The organism is Mycolicibacterium chitae, assembly GCF_900637205.1.
Classification (GTDB): Bacteria; Actinomycetota; Actinomycetes; order Mycobacteriales; family Mycobacteriaceae; genus Mycobacterium; species Mycobacterium chitae.
Map to the genome: position 1 here is coordinate 284,052 of NZ_LR134355.1, position 14,095 is coordinate 298,146.

Consider the following 14,095-nt stretch of genomic DNA (forward strand, 5'->3'; position numbering starts at 1 on the left):
GGTTTATTGGCGGGCGATTGTCGGTGCAATCCCGGAGTATGGAGCAATGACGTTCGTCGTCGCACCACCCGACGGGGTTCGCGACCAGCACGACGTATGCGAACTTGCCGGGTCCGCCGAGGCCGCGCAGTACATCAGCGCGGCCAGCCTGTACGACGGTCAGGTGGGCCGCGTTGGCCTGGAGATCGAGGCCCACTGCATCGATCTGGCCGATCCGTGCCGCCGCCCGACCTGGTCGGAGATCGGCGCCGTCATAGCGGGAATCGGCCCGCTGCCCGGGGCCGGGCGGATCACGCTGGAACCCGGCGGCGCCGTCGAGTTGTCCGGGCCGCCCGCCGACGGACCGCTGCCGGCCATCCGGGCGATGGCCGCCGACCGCGCGGTGCTGGGCGCCGCGTTCGCCGACGCCGGTCTGGGGCTGCTGCTGCTCGGGGCCGACCCGCTGCGGCCGCTGCAGCGGATCAACCCCGGCCCCCGGTATGCGGCCATGGAACGGTTCTTCGCGGCCAGCGGCACCGCCGAGGCCGGGGCCGCGATGATGACCGCCACCGCGTCGGTGCAGCTCAACCTCGAGGCGGGTCCGGCCGCGGGCTGGGCCGAACGGGTTCGGCTGGCGCACGCGTTGGGCCCGACGATGATCGCGATGGCCGCCAACTCGCCGCTGCTCGGCGGGCGCTTCACCGGCTGGGTCTCGTCGCGCCAGCAGGTCTGGGGCCGGCTGGACTCGGCGCGCTGCGGCCCGGTGCTCGGCGCCAGCGGTCTGGACCCCGCCACCGACTGGGCCCGCTACGCGCTGAAGGCCCCGGTGATGCTGGTGCTGCCCGACGCGATCGCCGTCGAGGACTGGGTGCCGTTCGCCGACTGGGCCGAGGGTCGGGTGCTGCTCGGCGGCCGCCGGCCCACCACCGCCGACCTCGACTACCACCTGACCACACTGTTCCCGCCGGTCCGGCCGCGCGGGTGGCTCGAGATCCGCTACCTCGACGCCGTCCCGGACGCCCTGTGGCCCGCGGTGGTGTTCACGCTGACCACGCTGCTCGACGATCCGCGGGCCGCCGCGGCCGCCGAGGCGGTGGCCCCGGTGGCCGACGCCTGGGACACCGCGGCCCGCCTGGGGCTGCGCGACCAACGGCTGCACGCGGCGGCCGTCGCGTGCGTACAGACCGCCCTGGAGCTGGCGCCGCCGGATCTGGCAGAGTCGATGGCGCTGCTCGCCGACGCCGTCGACCGCGGCCGGTGCGCGGCCGACGACTTCGCCGACGCCGCGGTGCGGAAGGGCGTGGCCCCCGCCGCAGTGGCTCTGGCACAAGGAGATTCGTGAGCATTCACCGCCAACTCGCCGCCGGGCTCGGCCGGGCCCGGGACCGCACGCTGAGCCTGGTGAACTTCGACGACGACGAACTGCGCCGCCAGTACCACCCGTTGATGAGCCCGCTGGTGTGGGACCTCGCGCACATCGGTCAGCAGGAGGAACTGTGGCTGCTGCGCGGCGGCAACACCGACACCCCGGGTCTGCTGGATCCGAGCGTCGAGGGCCTCTACGACGCCTTCGTGCATTCCCGAGCCAGCCGGGCCGAGCTGCCGCTGCTGACCCCCGCCCAGGCGCACGGGTACCTGAAGACCGTGCGGGACAAGGTGTTCGACGTCCTGGACCGACTGCCCGACGGGGAACCGGGCTTCGAGTATGCCCTGGTGATCAGCCACGAGAACCAGCACGACGAGACCATGCTGCAGGCGCTGAACCTGCGCGCCGGGGCGCCCATCCTCGGGCGCGGCGCCGCACTGCCGCCCGGGCGGCCCGGGGTCGCGGGCACGTCGGTGGAGATCCCCGGCGGCCCCTTCGTGCTCGGCGTCGACGCCGCGACCGAACCGCACTCGCTCGACAACGAACGGCCCGCCCACGTCGTCGAGGTGCCCGGCTTCCGCATCGGGCGGGTCCCGGTGACCAACGCCGAATGGCGGGAGTTCGTCGACGACGGCGGCTACCGGGAACCCCGGTGGTGGTCGGCGCGCGGCTGGGCGCACCGCACCGAGGCCGGCCTGAGCGCGCCACAGTTCTGGAACGAAACCGAGGGCACCCGAACACGATTCGGCCACGTCGAACCGCTGCCCGACGACGAACCCGTGCAGCACGTGACCTACTTCGAGGCGCAGGCCTACGCCGCGTGGGCCGGCGCGCGCCTGCCCACCGAGGTGGAATGGGAGAAGGCCTGCGCGTGGGACCCGCGCACCGAGACCCGGCGGCGCTACCCGTGGGGCGCGGCGGCCCCCGATGCCACGCGGGCCAACCTCGGCGGCGAGGCCCTGCGGCCCGCGCCGGTCGGGGCGTATCCGGACGGGGCGTCGGCCTACGGCGTCGAGCAGTTGCTGGGCGACGTGTGGGAGTGGACCAGTTCCCCGCTGCGGCCGTGGCCGGGTTTCACCCCGATGATCTACGAGCGGTACAGCCAACCGTTCTTCGACGGCGACTACCGCGTGCTGCGCGGCGGGTCGTGGGCGGTGTCCGCCGACATCCTGCGGCCGAGCTTCCGCAACTGGGACCACCCGATCCGGCGGCAGATCTTCGCCGGCGTGCGCCTGGCCTGGGACCTCTGATGTGCCGGCATCTGGGCTGGCTGGGGGCGCCGGTGTCGGTGCACTCGCTGGTGCTGGCACCGCCGAACGGCCTGCTGACGCAGTCGTATGCGCCGCGTCGGCAGAAGCACGGGCTGATGAACGCCGACGGCTGGGGCGTCGGCTTCTTCTCCCCGGACCTGCCTGACGGCGCACCGGCCCGCTGGCGCAGCGCCGCCCCGCTGTGGGGCGACGCCTCGTTCGCGTCGGTGGCGCCGGTGTTGTCGAGCCGCTGCGTGGTGGCCGCCGTGCGCTCGGCGACCATCGGCATGCCCATCGAGGCCTCGGCCAGCGCCCCGTTCACCGACGGGCGGTGGTTGTTGTCGCACAACGGGATCGTCGACCGGGCGGTGCTGCCGGCACCGGCCGCGGCCGAGTCGGTGGTCGACAGCGCGGTGCTGGCCGCGCACATCTTCGACCGCGGCCTGGACAACCTCGCCGAGACCATCGCCCGGGTCGGCGCCGACGACCCGACCGCGCGGCTGAACATCCTGGCCGCCAACGGCTCTCGGCTGCTGGCCACCACCTGGGGCGACACCCTGTCGATGCGGCGCCGCCCCGACGGTGTGGTGCTGGCCAGCGAACCCTACGACGACCATCCCGACTGGGTTGACGTCCCCGACCGCCACCTCGTCGAGATCCACGATGGACAGGTGACCTTGACCGCTCTGAAGGGATCATGACGGTGCTGCTCACCAACCATCTGCCCGCCGACCACGCCGCGCGCGAACTGCGCAACGACGTTCGCGACGGCCTGACCCGAACACCAAAATCGTTGCCGCCCAAGTGGTTCTACGATGCCACCGGCAGCGACCTGTTCGACCAGATCACCCGGCTGCCCGAGTACTACCCGACCCGCAGCGAGGCCGCGATCCTCGCCGAGCGGGCCGACGAGATCGCCGCCGCCACCGGCGCGGACACCCTGGTGGAGCTCGGCAGCGGCACCTCGGAGAAGACCCGGATGCTGCTCGACGCGCTGCGGAACGCCGGGACGCTGCGCCGCTTCGTGCCGTTCGATGTCGACGCCACCATCCTGGCGCAGGCCGGCGAGGCGCTGCAGCAGCAGTACCCGGGCGTCGAGATCAACGCGGTGTGCGGCGACTTCGAACGCCACCTCGACGAGATCCCCGGCGGCGGAACAAGATTGGTCGCCTTCCTGGGATCCACCATCGGTAACCTCACCCCGGGCCCGCGCGCGGCGTTTTTGGCGGCGGTGGCCGAGACGCTGCGGCCCGGCGAGATGCTGCTGCTGGGCACGGATCTGGTCAAGGAGATCCCGCGGTTGCTGCGCGCCTACGACGACGGCGCCGGGGTGACCGCCGCGTTCAACCGCAACGTGCTGGCCGTGATCAACCGCGAACTGCACGCCGACTTCGACCTCGAGGCCTTTGCGCACGTGGCGTGCTGGAACCCCGACGCCCAGCGAATCGAGATGTGGCTGCGGGCCCGCGGGGCGCAGCGAGTCAGGATCGCCGACCTGGATCTGGTGGTGGACTTCGCCGACGGCGAGCAACTGCTGACCGAGGTGTCCTGCAAGTTCACCCCCGACGGGATCGCCGCCGAACTGGCCGCCGCGGGCCTGACCCGCACGCACTGGTGGACCGATCCGGCCGGCGACTTCGGGCTGTCGCTGGCCGTCAAGTGATCGACCAAGTGATCGACGGGGACCTGGGTCGGCTCTGGCGCGCGGCCCGAGCACCGATGGCCGGGGTGCACCTGGACTCGGCCGCCTGCTCCCGGCAATCGCACGCCGCGATCGAGGCCGCCGCCCAGCACGCCCGCCACGAGGCCGAGGTCGGCGGATACGTGGCCGCCGAGGCCGCCGTCCCGGCCCTGGACGCCGGGCGGGCGGCCATCGCCGCGCTCACCGGCATGACCCCGGCCGACGTGGTGTTCACCACCGGGTCGGGCCACGCGCTGGATCTGCTGCTCGGCGCCTGGCCGGGCCCGCGGACGGTGGCGTGCTTGCCCGGTGAGTTCGCGCCGAACCTGGCCCTGATGGCCGCCCACGGCTTCGCGGTGCGCGCGCTGCCGGTCGACGCCGACGGCCGGTTGCGGGTGGCCGACCTCGCGGCCGACCTGCGCGCCGACCCGCCCGGGCTGGTGCACGTCGACGGTGTGGCCAGCCACCGCGGCCTCGCGCAACCCATCGCCGAGGCCGCCCGGGTCTGCGCCGCCCTCGAGATCCCGCTGGTCCTCGATGCCGCCCAAGCGATGGTCCAACTCGACTGCGCGGTCGGGGCCGCCGCGGTGTACTCGTCGTCGCGCAAGTGGTCGGCCGGCCCGCGCGGCGTCGGCTTCCTGGCGGTGGCCCCCGAACTGGCGCGGCATCTGGTGCGGCGGGTGCCGCCGCCGGACTGGGCGGTCGGTGGCACCGCGCTGCAGTCCTTCGAGCACGGCGAGACCAATCTGGCTGCCCGGCTGGGCTTTTCGGTGGCGCTCGGGGAGATCCTGGCCGCGGGCCCGACGGCGCTGCGCCGACGGTTGGCCGCGGTGGGGGCCGCGACCCGCACCGCGCTCGACGGGGTCGCCGGGTGGCGGGTGGTGGAACCCGTCGCCGAGCCCACGGCCATCACCACACTGATCCCGCCGGCCGGCGTCGACCCGGTGGCCGTGCGCGCCGCGCTGATCGCCGAGCACGGGATCGTCACCACCGTCGCCGAGGTGGCCCGCGCCCCGTTCGAACTGACCGGGCCGGTGCTGCGACTGTCCCCGCACGTCGACGTCACCGACGAGGACCTCGACCGGGTGGCCGCCGCACTGAACGCGCCCGCGCTGAATACACCAACGCCGCGAAGTTAGGGACTTCCGGCCCTGCCACCCGCTCGGCCACCGTCGGATACTGGTACCGGACGTCACACATAACTCGGAGGTGGTCGGCGATGGACAAGTTGACGACCCTGGATGCGGGTTTCCTCGAGGCGGAGGACTCCGACCCGCACGTCAGCCTCGCGATCGGCGGCCTGGCCATCCTCGAGGGGCCGATGCCCGACCCCGCCGCGCAACTCGAGACGCTGGGCCGCCGCATCCGGGCCTGCCCGCGGTTCATGCAGCGGCTGCGTCGTCGGCCGTTTGACCTGGGGGCACCCGAATGGGAGGACGATCCGCACTTCGACCTGGCCAACCACGTGCGGCGGGTCGCCGTGCCGAGTCCCGGCCGCGACCGCGAACTCTACGACCTGGTCGCCGAGGTGATGTCCTGGCGGCTCAACCGCAGCGGCCCGCTGTGGGAGATCTGGGTCATCGAGGGGCTGCGCGAGGGCCGGTGGGCCATGTTGATGAAGGTCCACCACTGCATCGCCGACGGGATCGCCACCGTCCACATGCTCGCCGGACTGTCCGACGACGGCATCCGCGACAGCTTCGCCGACCAGATCCGTGCGGCCGCCCAACCCCGCCCGACCGGGCTGCGCAGCCCCGCCGACCTGAATCCGCTGGCCTGGCTCAGCGGGCTGTGGGGCGTGTCCGGGGCCGCCGTGCGCGCGGTGCGCGGCGCGGGTGAGATCGCCACCGGCCTGCTGCGCCCGAGCCCGTCGTCGCTGAACGGGCCGCTGTCGGGGCTGCGCCGCTACCACGCGGCCCGGGTGGCCCTCGACGACGTGCGGCAGGTGTGCCAGTCCTTCGACGTCACCATCAACGACGTCGCGCTGGCGGCGCTGACCGAGAGTTACCGCGCGCTGCTGCTGCGCCGGGGCGAGCAGCCGCTACCCGATTCGCTGCGCACCCTGGTGCCGGTGTCGCTGCGGACGGCCGATGCCCTCGATCAACCCGACAACCGGGTGTCGCTGATGCTGCCGTACCTGCCCGTCGACGAGGCCAACCCGGTCGAGCGGCTGCGCAAGGTGCACGCGCGGCTGGCCCGCACCAAGCGCACCGGGCAGCGGCAGGCCGGCGGCGCCATCACCGCGGTGACCGACCGCATCCCGTTCCCGCTGACGGCGTGGACGGTGCGGCTGCTGACCCGGCTGCCGCAGCGCGGCATCGTCTCGGTGGCCACCAACGTGCCCGGGCCCCGCGAACCACTGCGGATCATGGGCCGCAAGGTGATTCGGGTGCTGCCCGTGCCGCCGATCGCCATGCAGCTGCGCACCGGCGTCGCCATGCTCAGCTACGCCGAGCACCTGCACTTCGGCATCCTCGCCGACTTCGACGCCGTGCCCGAACTCGACGAGTTCGCCCGTGGCGTGGAGGACGCGGTGGCCCGGCTGGTGGCCAGCAGCAAACGGCCGCGGGCCACCCGCCATCTGTCGTTGGTGGTCAGCAACTAGGCGGGCTTGTGCGCGCTGAGCAGGAACGCCGGCATCTTGATCCGGCCCTGCTCGTCGCGGGGGAACGGCGGCACCGGAATCCCCGGCATCTCAGGCATATTGGCGTGGATGGCGGCGGGGCGGATCTCGTCGATCGTCCAGTGCTTGCCGACGGCTTCGCGCAGTTCGGCCTCGTCGACCTCGTTGGGCTTGGTCTCCAGCTCCGCCGGGAACGCGCCCTTGGCGAACACCAGGATGTAGAACCGCGCCCCGGGTGCGGCGGCGCGCAGCGCCGAGCGCAGGTAGCCGTCGCGGCCCTCGAGGGGCAGTGAGTGGAACAGCGTGCTGTCGACGATGGTGTCGAACTTCTCGTCGAACCCGGTGAACGTGGTGATGTCGTCCTGGACGAACGTCGCGGTGCTCAGCCCGCGCTCCTCGGCGGCCTTGCGGGCCGCGGCCACCGCCGTCGGCGTCAACTCGATACCGACCACGGTCATCCCGCGCTCGGCCAGTGCCAGTGACAACTCGGCGTAGCCGCAGCCGGCGTCGAGCACCGTGCCGGTGATCTTGCCCTGCTCGATCAGCGCCGCGAGTTCGGGTTGCGGTTCCCCGATGTTCCACGGCGGCGGCCCCGGAATATCGCCCTCTTCGCGGTAGACGCTGTCCCAGTCCATACCTTCAACGGTCATGGCATCCACGCTACGCGCGCGCCGGACCGTCCCAGGTGTGCACGGGTTCGTTGCTGTGCATGCGCTCGCAGTACAGCCGCAGCATCTCGGCCAGCGCCTGCGGGCGGGTCAGGCCACGCTCCTGCAGCGCCCCGACGGTGGCCACCTGCCAGCCGGCGCCGGTGCGACCCGTCTTGGCGCGGCCCTCGATGACCCCCAGGTAGCGGTCGCGCACCTCGGCGGCCACCCCGCGGCGGCGCAGCCCCTCGTGGGCCATCGGCAGCAGCGCGCGCAGCACCAACTCGTCGGCGGTCACCGAGCCCAGCCCCGGCCAGTACAGCCGCGCGTCCATGCCGTGGCGCGCCGCGGTGTGGAAATTCTCCTCTGCCGCAGCGAAACTCATTTTCGTCCAGATCGGCCGGTCCTCTTCCGACAGGGTGCGCAGCACGCCGTAGTAGAAGGCGGAGTTGGCCATCATGTCGATCACCGTCGGCCCGGCGGGCAGCACCCGGTTCTCCACCCGCAGGTGCGGGCGGCCGTTGACAACGTCGTACACCGGCCGGTTCCACCGGTACACCGTGCCGTTGTGCAGGCGCAGCTCCGGCAGCGTCGGCGTGCGTCCGGCGGCCAGTTCGGCCACCGGATCCTCGTCGGAGATCTCCGGCAGCAGCGACGGGAAGTAGCGCACGTTTTCCTCGAACAGGTCGAAGATCGAGGTGATCCAGCGCTCGCCGAACCACACCCGCGGGCGCACCCCCTGGGCCTTGAGCTCGTCGGGGCGGGTGTCGGTGGACTGCGCGAACAGCTCGATGCGGGTCTCGGCCCACAGCTGATGACCGAAGAAGTACGGGGAGTTCGCGCCGACGGCCAGCTGCGGGCCCGCCAACACCTGCGCGGCGTTCCAGTTGTCGGCGAACCCCGACGGCGAAACCTGCAGGTGCAGTTGCATGCTCGTGCACGCCGACTCCGGGGCGATGGTCTCGGCGTACATCGACAGCCGCTCGGGGCCGTCGATGTCGATCAGGATGTCCTCGCCGCGCGCGGTGAAGATCGAGTCGTTGAGCACCCGGTAGCGCGCCGAATCGCTCATCCAGTTGTGGTCGAGGTGCTCGGGCATGAGCGTGGGCAGGATGCCGATCATCACGATGTGGGTGCCGCCGCGGGTCGCCTTCTCCTCCGCGGCGTTGAGGCTGGTGCGCACCTCGTTCTCGAGTTCCAGGGCGGACTGACCGGGCAGCGGCCGCGGCGGAACGTTGAATTCGATGTTGTAGGCGCCCAATTCGGTCTGATAGGCCGGGTCGGCGATGGAGGCCAGCACATCGGTGTTGGTCATGGCGGGCTGATAGCCGTCGTCGACCAGGTTGCACTCGATCTCCATGCCGGTCAGCGGCCGGTCGAACTCGAAACTCGATTGCGCCAGCATGGTTTCGAAGACGTCCAGGCACAGCTGCACCTTGCGCCGGTACTCCTGGCGGTGCGCCCGGGTGTAGTTCGCGCCCTTGACCTGTTCGCCCACGCCTCGATGTTATGGGCTGCCGCCGCGGTTGGGGGCCGATGTCGTGGTTGCACCCGATTCGGTGGCCGCGGTAGACCATCATGGACCCGGGCACCGACTGCGGTAGGAGAGATGTTGGCTGACTTTGTTGCGGCGATCGACCAGGGCACCACCAGCACGCGGGCGATGATCTTCGACCATTCGGGCCGGGAGGTGGGCCGCCATCAGCTCGAACACGAGCAGCTGCTGCCCCGGGCCGGCTGGGTCGAACACAACCCGGTGGAGATCTGGGAGCGCACGGCCTCGGTGCTGGCGACCGCGCTGAACAACACCAAGCTGGCCGCCGCCGACCTGGCCGCCCTCGGCATCACCAATCAGCGCGAGACCGCGCTGGTGTGGGACCGGCGCACGGGCCGGCCGCTGTACAACGCCATCGTCTGGCAGGACACCCGCACCGACCGGATCGCCGCGGCGCTGGACCGCGACGGCCGCGGCGACGTGATCCGCCGCAAGGCCGGGTTGCCGCCGGCGACGTACTTTTCCGCGGGCAAGGTGCAGTGGATCCTGGAGAACGTCGACGGTGTGCGGGACGCCGCCGAGCGCGGTGATGCGATCTTCGGCACGCCCGACACCTGGGTGCTGTGGAACCTCACCGGCGGCCCGCGCGGCGGCGTGCACCTGACCGATGTCACCAACGCCAGCCGCACCATGCTGATGGACCTCGAGACGCTGGACTGGGACGACGAGTTGTTGTCGTTCTTCGGCATCCCGCGCCAGATGCTGCCGGGCATTGCCTCGTCGTCGTCACCGGAGCCGTACGGCGTCACCCAGGGCGCGGGTCCGCTGGCCGGCGAGATCCCGGTGACCGGCATCCTCGGCGATCAGCAGGCCGCGATGGTCGGGCAGGTGTGCCTGTCGGCAGGCGAGGCCAAGAACACCTACGGCACCGGTAACTTCCTGCTGCTCAACACCGGCGAGAAGATCGTGCGCTCGGACAACGGGTTGCTGACCACCGTGTGCTACCGCTTCGCGGACGCGAAACCCGTTTACGCGCTGGAGGGTTCGATCGCGGTCACCGGCTCGGCCATCCAGTGGCTGCGCGACCAGCTCGGCATCATCTCCGGTGCGGCGCAGAGCGAGGCGCTGGCGCGGCAGGTCGAGGACAACGGCGGGGTGTACTTCGTCCCGGCGTTCTCCGGGCTGTTCGCGCCGTACTGGCGCTCCGATGCGCGCGGCGCGATCGTCGGGCTGTCGCGGTTCAACACCAACGCGCATCTGGCCCGCGCCGCGCTGGAGGCGATCTGCTACCAGAGCCGCGATGTGGTCGACGCGATGGCGGCCGACTCGGGCGTGCATCTCGAGGTGCTCAAGGTCGACGGCGGTATCACCGCCAACGATCTGTGCATGCAGATCCAGGCCGACGTGCTGGGCGTGGAGGTGGTCAAACCCGTTGTGGCCGAGACGACCGCGCTGGGTGCGGCGTATGCGGCCGGCCTCGGCGTGGGCTTCTGGTCGGATCCCGAGGAACTGCGGGCCAACTGGCACGAGGACAAGCGCTGGTCGCCGCGCTGGACCGACGAGCAGCGCGCCACCGGGTACGCCGGCTGGCAGAAAGCCGTGCAACGCACCCTGGACTGGGTCGACGTCGAGTGATTTCGGTGCGCTGGGTTGCGCTCCCCGCAACCCAGCGCACCGAAATCACGTGCGGCGGAAGGCGTACGCCACCGCGACGGCGGCCGTCGCGGTCAGGCCCGCCGCGATCGCCGCGGTGGGCGCGATCCCCGCGTCGAACGCCAACCGGGCCGACTCGAGCAGTTGCTCGCCGAGTGCCGGGGGTAACTCCTCGGCCACGCTGACGGCGCCGCCGATGCTCTCGCCGGCGGCGTTGGCGTGCTCGGCGGAGAGCTTGGCGGGCACGTCGACGTTGGTGCGGTAGAACGCCGTGAAGATGGTGCCCAGCGTCGCGGTGCCGACGACGGCGCCCAGCTCGTAGGCGGTCTCCGAAACCGCCGAGGCGGCACCGGCTTTCGCAGGTGGCACCGAGCTGACGATGGTGTCGTTGGACACCGTCTGCGACACCCCGACGCCCAGCTCGAGCACCACGAACGACGCGATGATCGCGACCACGTTCAGGTCGTGGCGGAACAGCAGGATCAGCAGGAAGCCGACCGAGACCAGCACCAGCCCGGCGATGATCAGTGTCTGCGGGGCGAACCAGCGCGCCAGCCGCACCACCGCCAGGCCGCCGGCCATCGACATCACCGCGCCGGGCAGCGTGATCAGCCCGGCCGTCAGCGGCGAGAGGCCCAGGACCAACTGCAGGTGCTGGGAGATGAAGAACAGGAAGCCGATCAGGCCGACGATGGACAGGAAGTTGGCCAGGATCGACGAGCTGAACGGGCCGTAGGCGAACAGCTTCATGTCGAGCATCGGGGTCTGGCTGCGGTTCTGTCGTCGTACGAACAGCACACCGGCGGCGATGCCGAGGGTGAACCCGGCGAGCGCGGCCGCCGACAGCCCGTCGTGCGCGGCGATCTTGATGGCCCAGACGAACGGCAGCATCGCGACGAACGCCAGCGTCACGCTGATCAGGTCCAGCGGTCCGGGGTTCGGATCGCGGGATTCGGGCACCACCCGCGGCGCGAAGATCAACAGCGGCAACAGGATCGGGATCGCGACCAGGAACACCGCGCCCCAGTGGAAGTGCTCGAGCAGCGCGCCGCCGACGATCGGACCGAGCGCCGAGCCGGCGGCGAAGCAGGACGCCCAGATGGCGATGGCCAACCGGCGCGCGGCGGACTCGGTGAAGATGTTGCGGATCAGCGACAGCGTCTGCGGCAGCAGCATGGCGCCGAACACGCCGAGCAGCGCCCGTGCCCCGACCAGGGCCTCCGCGGTGGGTGAGAACGCGGCCACCGCCGAGGCCACCGCGAAACCGGTGGCGCCGATCAGCAGCAGCCGGCGCCGACCGATGCGGTCGCCGAGGCTGCCCATCGGCACCAGCAGCGCGGCCAGCACCAGGGAGTACACGTCGACGATCCAGAGTTGCGTGGTCGCCGGCGGGCGGAAGTCCTCGGCGATCGCGGGCAGCGCGAAGGCCAGCACGGTGTTGTCGATCGCCACCAACAGCACCGGCAGGATCAACACGGCCAGCGCGAACCAGGCGGTGCGCGGGGTGGATTCCGGTGATGCCGCGGAATCGGCGGCATCGAGTCGGGTGGACATGAGATGACTCCTGGACAAGCTGGGCCGCGGGGGCTCAGCCGGGGTTGATGGCGCCCTCGGTGAGGGTGGTCATGATGGCGTCGACGATCTGATGGCGCGGGGTGCCATCCTGCTGCGCCGATTCGAAGCCGGCCTGCAGCAGCGCCCAGAACGCGCGTCGCACCCAGCCGGGCGGGGTGTTCGCGCGTTCGGCGCAGGCGCGCTCGAGCGCCTCGATGACGGCCTCGTCGCCGGTCTCGAGGTGCGCCAGCAGTTCCGGGTCGCCCAAGACCGCGGGGTCGACGTAGATGTAGGCGACGATGGGCCCCAGCTCCAGCTGGGATTCGACCACCCGGCGCAGTGCGGCCACCGGCGGTCCGCTCAGTGGGTCGGCCTCGGCGATCGCGGCGTTGCTGATCGCGTGGACGTGCAGGGCGAGCTCGCGGATCAGGTCGGCGCGCTCGGGAAAGTAACGGTGCAGGGTGCTGCGGCCCACCTCGGCCGCGTCGGCGATGTCGGACAGCGAGGCCGCGGGGGTCGCGGACAGCACGGTCATCGCGGCGTCGAGGATGGCCTTCCTCGTCCGCCCGCGCACGCCCGTTTCGACACTCGTCACGACGTAGAAATGTACCAGAGTTGGGCCAAAATGGGACATGGGTGTCCCAGATCACCGCCCGGCGTGCTGCGCCGAGCGTCTCGGTCGCGGCGAAATTGCTGCTGGGGCTGTGGCGAGGCCGTGGTCGCGACCCTGGTAGCAGTCTCGGCGGCGGTCAGGCGCGGGCGGGACGACGCCGCCGAGCGTCGGGGCGTGGCGCCGAGCGTCGGGGGCACGCCGAGACTGCTCCTAGGGCTGTTGTGCGGCGGCGACCACAACCCTGGACGCAATTTCGAAAGGTCGGTCAGGCGGGCGGGACAAAGCCGCCGGGCGGAGGCGGCGGACTGTGAGGCGGGGGCGGCGTCGGCGGGACATGGGGCGACGCGGGCGCGGGATAAGCGGGCGGGGGATAAGCGGGCGGGGGATATGACGCCGGCGCGGGATATGCGGCCGGCGTGGGGGAAGGCGCGGGATACCCAGCGCCGGGCTGCTGCGCACGCGCGGTCAGCCGGGCCAGCTCGCGCCGGTGCCGCTCGGCCAGCACCGCGGCCAGCATGTGCTGCGGCGGCGTGCCCGGCGGGGGCGGCGGCGAGATCCGGGCGGCGACCTCCCCGGCGATGCGGGCGGCCATCTGATCGCGCAGCGCCGGGTCGAGTTGGTTTGCGCGGGACAGGAACTGACGGGCCAGCTCGGCCTGCTCGGGGCCCAACCCGGACAGCTGCAGCGAGCTCGCCCACCAGGCCAGCGGCGGCGGCATGGCCGGTGGCGGCGCCAGCTTCGGGCCGCGCTCGCTGATCACCACGGTGCCGGCGAAGATGTCCCCGATGCGTTTTCCCTTGCGGGACAACAGGCTGCAGATCACCGCGGGGCCGCCGGTGAGCATCCAGATCTCGACGACGCCGGCGAGCGCGCGAAACAGCGCCTGCCGGAAGCGCTCCGGGCCGCCGTCGTCGGACACCACGCGCAGGCCCATGGCCATCTTGCCCAGCGTGCGGCCGCGCGTGGCGGTCTCGAAGATCAGCGGATAACCCACCAGCACCAGCACCGTGAAGATGATCAGCACCGCCGCCGACAGCGCCGGGTCGAACTGCAGCAGCGTGACCGCCCACAGCCCGACGCCCAGCAGGTAGCCCAGGATCATCACGGTGATGTCGATCAGCGAACTGATCGCGCGCACCGGCAACTGGGCGATCTGCACGTCGAGGACCACCGCGTCGCCGGTCACCACCGCATCTGTAGGCGTGCCGGTCATGGCAGCGACGCTACTAGACTT

Annotated in this window: 12 protein-coding genes; 7 read left to right on the forward strand and 5 right to left on the reverse strand. The window is 71.7% G+C overall.

What is annotated here, in order from left to right:
* The first annotated feature begins 46 nt into the window (after positions 1-46).
* The 6 genes from egtA to EL338_RS01430 all read left to right on the forward strand — a co-directional run bounded on the left by egtA (position 47) and on the right by EL338_RS01430 (position 6,881).
* Positions 47-1,321 (forward strand): ergothioneine biosynthesis glutamate--cysteine ligase EgtA, encoded by a 1,275-nt coding sequence (gene egtA, locus EL338_RS01405; protein ID WP_126332107.1) that lies wholly within the window; start codon positions 47-49, stop codon positions 1,319-1,321.
* Entirely contained in the window at positions 1,318-2,595 is a 1,278-nt protein-coding gene (gene egtB, locus EL338_RS01410; protein WP_126332108.1) for an ergothioneine biosynthesis protein EgtB, read from the forward strand. Before egtA ends, egtB begins: the two co-directional genes overlap by 4 nt.
* Positions 2,595-3,296 carry an ergothioneine biosynthesis protein EgtC gene (gene egtC, locus EL338_RS01415; RefSeq protein WP_126332109.1) on the forward strand — a complete coding sequence of 234 codons (702 nt, stop codon included), beginning with the start codon at positions 2,595-2,597 and terminating at the stop codon, positions 3,294-3,296. The genes egtB and egtC overlap by 1 nt, the downstream gene beginning before the upstream one ends.
* Positions 3,293-4,258, forward strand: coding sequence for an L-histidine N(alpha)-methyltransferase (egtD, locus tag EL338_RS01420; protein ID WP_126332110.1), 966 nt, complete (start codon positions 3,293-3,295; stop codon positions 4,256-4,258). The genes egtC and egtD overlap by 4 nt, the downstream gene beginning before the upstream one ends.
* Positions 4,259-4,314: 56 nt before the next feature.
* Positions 4,315-5,415 carry an ergothioneine biosynthesis PLP-dependent enzyme EgtE gene (gene egtE / locus EL338_RS01425; RefSeq protein ID WP_126336613.1) on the forward strand — a complete coding sequence of 367 codons (1,101 nt, stop codon included), beginning with the start codon at positions 4,315-4,317 and terminating at the stop codon, positions 5,413-5,415.
* Between the two features lie 80 nt (positions 5,416-5,495).
* The gene (locus tag EL338_RS01430) at positions 5,496-6,881 is read left to right on the forward strand and encodes a WS/DGAT/MGAT family O-acyltransferase (protein WP_126332111.1); all 1,386 of its coding nucleotides are present in this window, start codon (positions 5,496-5,498) and stop codon (positions 6,879-6,881) included.
* On the opposite strand, the gene EL338_RS01435 is transcribed toward EL338_RS01430, so the two are convergent.
* The gene (locus tag EL338_RS01435) at positions 6,878-7,534 is read right to left on the reverse strand and encodes a class I SAM-dependent methyltransferase (RefSeq protein ID WP_126336614.1); all 657 of its coding nucleotides are present in this window, start codon (positions 7,532-7,534) and stop codon (positions 6,878-6,880) included. The genes EL338_RS01430 and EL338_RS01435 overlap by 4 nt on opposite strands.
* 25 nt (positions 7,535-7,559) lie before the next feature.
* The gene (locus EL338_RS01440) at positions 7,560-9,044 is read right to left on the reverse strand and encodes a glutamate-cysteine ligase family protein (protein ID WP_126332112.1); all 1,485 of its coding nucleotides are present in this window, start codon (positions 9,042-9,044) and stop codon (positions 7,560-7,562) included.
* Between the two features lie 111 nt (positions 9,045-9,155).
* On the opposite strand from EL338_RS01440, the gene glpK reads away from it, so the two are divergent.
* Positions 9,156-10,676: a glycerol kinase GlpK gene (glpK, locus tag EL338_RS01445; RefSeq protein WP_235666338.1), complete on the forward strand. Its 1,521-nt coding sequence runs from the start codon at positions 9,156-9,158 to the stop codon at positions 10,674-10,676.
* Positions 10,677-10,721: 45 nt separating this feature from the next.
* On the opposite strand, the gene lfrA is transcribed toward glpK, so the two are convergent.
* The 3 genes from lfrA to EL338_RS01460 form a co-directional block, all read right to left on the reverse strand.
* Positions 10,722-12,248, reverse strand: coding sequence for an efflux MFS transporter LfrA (gene lfrA / locus EL338_RS01450; protein ID WP_126332114.1), 1,527 nt, complete (start codon positions 12,246-12,248; stop codon positions 10,722-10,724).
* Positions 12,249-12,282: 34 nt separating this feature from the next.
* The gene (locus EL338_RS01455; protein WP_258538437.1) at positions 12,283-12,843 is read right to left on the reverse strand and encodes a TetR/AcrR family transcriptional regulator; all 561 of its coding nucleotides are present in this window, start codon (positions 12,841-12,843) and stop codon (positions 12,283-12,285) included.
* Between the two features lie 283 nt (positions 12,844-13,126).
* The gene (locus EL338_RS01460; RefSeq protein WP_126332116.1) at positions 13,127-14,074 is read right to left on the reverse strand and encodes an RDD family protein; all 948 of its coding nucleotides are present in this window, start codon (positions 14,072-14,074) and stop codon (positions 13,127-13,129) included.
* Positions 14,075-14,095: the final 21 nt, after the last annotated feature.